The organism is Marinobacter sp. UBA2498, from assembly GCF_002341575.1.
In the GTDB taxonomy this organism is placed as follows: domain Bacteria; phylum Pseudomonadota; class Gammaproteobacteria; order Pseudomonadales; family Oleiphilaceae; genus Marinobacter; species Marinobacter manganoxydans.
Window position 1 is genome coordinate 18925 of sequence record NZ_DDOI01000148.1, and the last position, 4387, is coordinate 23311.

5 protein-coding genes are annotated in these 4387 nt (G+C 57.3%); 1 reads left to right on the forward strand and 4 read right to left on the reverse strand.

The window, feature by feature from the left end; genetic code table 11:
• Nucleotides 1–50: 50 nt before the first annotated feature.
• From B2W52_RS20525 to B2W52_RS20540, 4 genes are read right to left on the reverse strand one after another with little or no spacing between them, the layout of a single operon-like run.
• Complete coding sequence (locus B2W52_RS20525) at nucleotides 51–1223, reverse strand: ADP-ribosylglycohydrolase family protein (protein ID WP_008176872.1); 1173 nt, start codon at nucleotides 1221–1223, stop codon at nucleotides 51–53.
• Between the two features lie 42 nt (nucleotides 1224–1265).
• Nucleotides 1266–1577 carry an EthD family reductase gene (locus B2W52_RS20530; RefSeq protein ID WP_008176874.1) on the reverse strand — a complete coding sequence of 104 codons (312 nt, stop codon included), beginning with the start codon at nucleotides 1575–1577 and terminating at the stop codon, nucleotides 1266–1268.
• Nucleotides 1574–1840, reverse strand: a complete 267-nt coding sequence (locus B2W52_RS20535) for a zf-HC2 domain-containing protein (protein WP_008176876.1) — start codon at nucleotides 1838–1840, stop codon at nucleotides 1574–1576. Before B2W52_RS20535 ends, B2W52_RS20530 begins: the two co-directional genes overlap by 4 nt.
• Nucleotides 1834–2451, reverse strand: a complete 618-nt coding sequence (locus tag B2W52_RS20540) for an RNA polymerase sigma factor (RefSeq protein ID WP_008176878.1) — start codon at nucleotides 2449–2451, stop codon at nucleotides 1834–1836. The genes B2W52_RS20535 and B2W52_RS20540 overlap by 7 nt, the downstream gene beginning before the upstream one ends.
• A 254-nt stretch (nucleotides 2452–2705) precedes the next feature.
• On the opposite strand from B2W52_RS20540, the gene B2W52_RS20545 reads away from it, so the two are divergent.
• The gene (locus tag B2W52_RS20545; RefSeq protein ID WP_286803999.1) at nucleotides 2706–4355 is read left to right on the forward strand and encodes an FAD-dependent oxidoreductase; all 1650 of its coding nucleotides are present in this window, start codon (nucleotides 2706–2708) and stop codon (nucleotides 4353–4355) included.
• Nucleotides 4356–4387 lie beyond the last annotated feature (32 nt).

A 4387-nucleotide genomic window follows, 5' to 3' on the forward strand; every position in this document is an offset into this window, starting at 1 on the left:
GGCTCGCTGGCTGCAGCTGGATGGAAGGGTCTGATGCCCGCTGCAGATTCTCAATTTCCCACAAGCGACTCGATATCCTGATAGACGGTCGCAGCATCCGTTACCCTGGCGAGCCAGCTCAGAGGAATGCCGTTCTCACCGCCAACACCGTGCATGGCGGCCATGGCCGGGCCAATCAGCCAGGCTCGACCGCAGGAGTCACCACCACAATGAATGTTGGCGCGGATGGCTTCGGTGTAGCTCCGGGCCGTGTTCAGAATGTGAAAGCTGACCGGCATGGCTTCCTGCAGGTAACAGGTGCGGCCAAACGTGTCACCGGCAGCAACGCCGTTCAGTTCCGAGCTCTCAAGTGCCCGTTTGAGGGACGCCTGATCGGGTGCTTCGTCGATGGCCGAATTCATTGCCTTGGCAAGAGGCTCGCCCCTGAATAGCCCGTCCAGAAGCACCGCTGCACACTTTGCCCAGGCAACGGCCTCGTCGTTGTGATTGGTAACCCGCACGGCTGCTTCAACAACGTCCAGGAGGTTTGTGCTTCCGCTATGGGCGGCAACGAGTGGCGGCAGCTTGGACACCGCAGGCAACTGCATGTCGTCGGCGCCACTCGCCGGTACCAGATTGCGGTCGATGGTTTCCGCCAGATGAACGCCGGCGTCCTGAATGGCCTTTTCCTTGTACGTCAGGCTGATGGCCTCCCGCACCGGCTGCGCAAGCGCGCTGCCGCTCAGACGGCGGGTGTAGGGCATGACCTTCTGCACCAGAATCCGCTTCTGTTTGTCGGAAAGATCATCCGGCATGCCGGACTGCGCCTCCTCGACCGCCTTGCGCTCGATCGCATTGAAATTCTCCAGCGTGATCCGTGTCGGGTTATCGATGAATCCCCGCCACTGGCCACCGGGCCCAAAGAACGAACGAAACCGGCGCTGGTAATCGCGGATGTCCAGATTGCCGTTGGTGGCCAGTAAGCTGTCGGTCAGCACGCCGGTGGCTGCGCCGTAGTGACTCACATCGCCAACCTGTTTCCCCTCGTGAGCGAAGTAACCGAATCCCTTTGTGTAGTACTCGGCTCGTGGAGGCAGGAATTCGGGCGACTGTCCACCCACCTCCAGAATGCGCTCGCTGTTGTAGAGCCAGTGCAAACCCAGGCTGGCTGCGTCTGCGACCCAGCCGCCTGCCAGAGCAGCGGTGATGGCGCCTTTTCTTTCGGGAGGGAGATTGCTGACCATGGGAGATCCTTGATGTCCGGTTTGTGAGTCCGACCTGAAGGATTATTCGATAACGTCGCTGATCTGGACCGTTGGCTGAACGTTGGTGAAGTTCGGGATGTCGCCAAGAATTTCCTTGGCATGGGGGCCGAAGGCGGTCTGGAAATCGGCAACAGAGTCAAAATACATGTGGCCCATGGCAATGTAAGTGGGGCCCTCTCCCGGGGCGCCGCCGGCCAACCCGGATTCGATGGCTGTGCGCTTGCAGGCATCGCCCAGCCTGTCGCGGACCAACGCCATGTGCGTGTCTCGGTAGTAGGCAAGGTCAAAGGTGCTTTCTGCGGTTTTCGGATACATCACACTGACTTTGATCATTTCGGGCCTCGGTTTGTGGAATCGCGGGGACCCTCTTTTAGCGCCTCGGCCACCCGTTCGTCAATCTTGCGGATAAGCTCCTCGTCTGCCTCGCCAGAGGAATGTGCTTTTAACATGTCGGTGCTTGCCCGCAGATTGCCGATAAAGGTCCGGCAGTCCTTGCACATCATCAGGTGCATTTTGACTGACATGTTCTGGAGAACAGGCAGCTCGCCATCAATATAGTCGCTGGCAATTACCGCGAGATCCCTGCACATCAGCATTCGCCGGTCTCCTGGAAATTCTCCACCATCAGAAAGATCTTTTGCCTCGCTCGATGCAAAAGAACACGAAGATTAGAGGCACTGACGTCAAGAATGTTACAGACGTCATCGGATTTATGCTGGTGGGCTTCGTAGAGCATCAGCGCCGAGCGCTGGGTTTCCGGAAGGGAGGAGAGGTGTTTGTCGAGGCAATCGCTGAGGGCGCCGTTCTCCATCAGGGTGTCGGCGGATTCATGGAATTGAAGTTTGGGTGGCAACTCCCAGCGTCCTTTGGCGTTAAAACGATGGGCCAGTTCTGGCTCCAGGATGTCCGAAAAGTCTGTTGGGACTTCCCTGTTGGCCGATCGAAGCTGATTCTTGCAACGGTTGGCAACAACCCGGTGCAACCAGGTTTTTAAACCTGAACGACCTTCAAAGCCATGGATCGCATCAATAACTTTAACCCAGCAATCCTGAACGGCTTCTTCTGCACTGGAATGATCCAGATAGAACCGGGCGACTGCTAACATGCCGGGGGTGTAGGCACGTACTGCTTCCTGAAAAGAGTCATTATCACCCGTTTTCAAGCCCTGAATCAGTTCTATCTCCTTTTCCCGACTTGAGTCAGTCATGACCGTTCCCTTTTATGAGCAATTGTTCAAGAATAGCAGTAAGTTTGGAAATCGGTCGATAAGTTCCCGGCGTATTCGGTAGGCGGTGTAATCAAATTGTTAGATATTCATGAGCAATCGTTGACACAATGCGTTGCCGAACGACGTACAACAACGGTAAGCCGGTAACGAACACTGAGCCCAAGGTTTGATGTAACACTTCCGGGATTGGGGTGTCTCTTCGTTATCACGTTCAAGGTAGAAAGGATTATTTCATGACACTCAAGAAATGGATTCTGGTCGCGTTGATTGCGGCTGTGGTTGTCGGGTTTATTGCCAGTGGTGGTAGCGAGCTTCTGACTCTCGAGAACCTGAAGCAAAACCAACAGTCCCTCGGTAACTGGATCGATCATAATCTGTTGGTTGCGGTGCTGGGCTTCGTTGTTGTTTATGTCGTGGTAACAGCGCTTTCTCTGCCAGGCGCTACCATCATGACTCTGGCTGGTGGTGCGTTTTTCGGCAATCTCTACGGTCTGGCAGCCGTCTCCGTTGCTTCAACTATCGGTGCGTCGCTTGCTTTCCTGGTGGCGCGGTTCCTGATGCGAGACACGCTTCGAAAACGGTATGGCGAAACCGTGGCGAAGATGGATCGCGGCATTGAAAAAGACGGCGCCTTCTACCTTGCAACCCTGCGGCTTGTGCCGGTATTTCCCTTCTTCCTGATCAACCTGGCCATGGGCCTGACGGCCATGAAGCTGCGCACCTATGCGCTGGTAAGCTGGATCGCCATGTTGCCCGGCACCTTTGTTTATGTGAATGCGGGTACCCAGTTGGGCCAGATCCAGTCCACCGGCGACATCGTCTCGGCCGATCTACTGCTCTCCTTCGCGCTACTGGGTCTGTTCCCGCTGATTGCCAAATTTGTGGTGGGCTTTATCCGCCGCCGCAAAGTGTACGCCGGCTGGCAGAAGCCCGAACATTTCGATTACAACCTGCTGGTCATAGGCGGTGGCTCTGCCGGTCTGGTCTCCGCCTACATTGCCGCAGCCGTGAAAGCCAGGGTGGCTCTCATAGAGAAGCACAAGATGGGTGGCGATTGCCTGAATACCGGCTGCGTACCCTCCAAGGCCCTGATCCGCAGCGCCAAGGCCGCGGATACCCTGCGCCATGCCAATCGGTACGGGTTGGAGTCCGTGCCGGTTAAAGGCTCGTTCAAGACCATTATGAACCGAGTCAAAGATGTTATCGCCAAAGTGGAGCCCCACGACTCCCCGGAGCGATACCGAAAGCTGGGTGTTGATTGCATCGCCGGTGAAGCCAGCTTCGTGTCGCCCTGGGAGCTTGAGGTCCGGCACAACGATGGCCGCACGGAGCGCCTGACTGCCCGCAGTATCGTTGTTGCCACCGGCGGCAAGCCGGCCGTACCTCCGATCCCCGGTCTCAAGGACATGCAGCCGCTGACCTCCGACAACCTGTGGGAGCTGGAAGAGCAGCCGGAACGTCTGTTGGTGCTGGGCGGTGGTCCGATTGGCTCCGAACTGGCCCATGCCTTTGCCCGACTGGGCAGCAAGGTGACCCAGGTGGAGATGGGTGAACGCCTGCTGGCCAAGGAGGATGAGGATGTCTCCGAACTGGTTCTGAAGCAGTTCCAGGCGGACGGTGTGGATGTCCGGCTGAAACATGCTGCTGCCGAGTTCCGTATAGAGGAAGGAGAGAAAGTTGCCTATTGCGAGCACGCGGGTGAGCGGGTGCGCATTCCTTTCGACCAGGTTCTGGTTGCTGTTGGCCGTGCGGCCAACACCGCCGGCCTGAACCTGGAGCGGATTGGTGTGGATACCCTGCCGAACGGAACCGTACCGGTAGAGGAAGACATGAGCCTGAGGTACCCGAACGTATTTGCCTGCGGCGATGTGGCTGGTCCATAACAGTTCACCCACGCGGCGGCCCATCAGGCCTG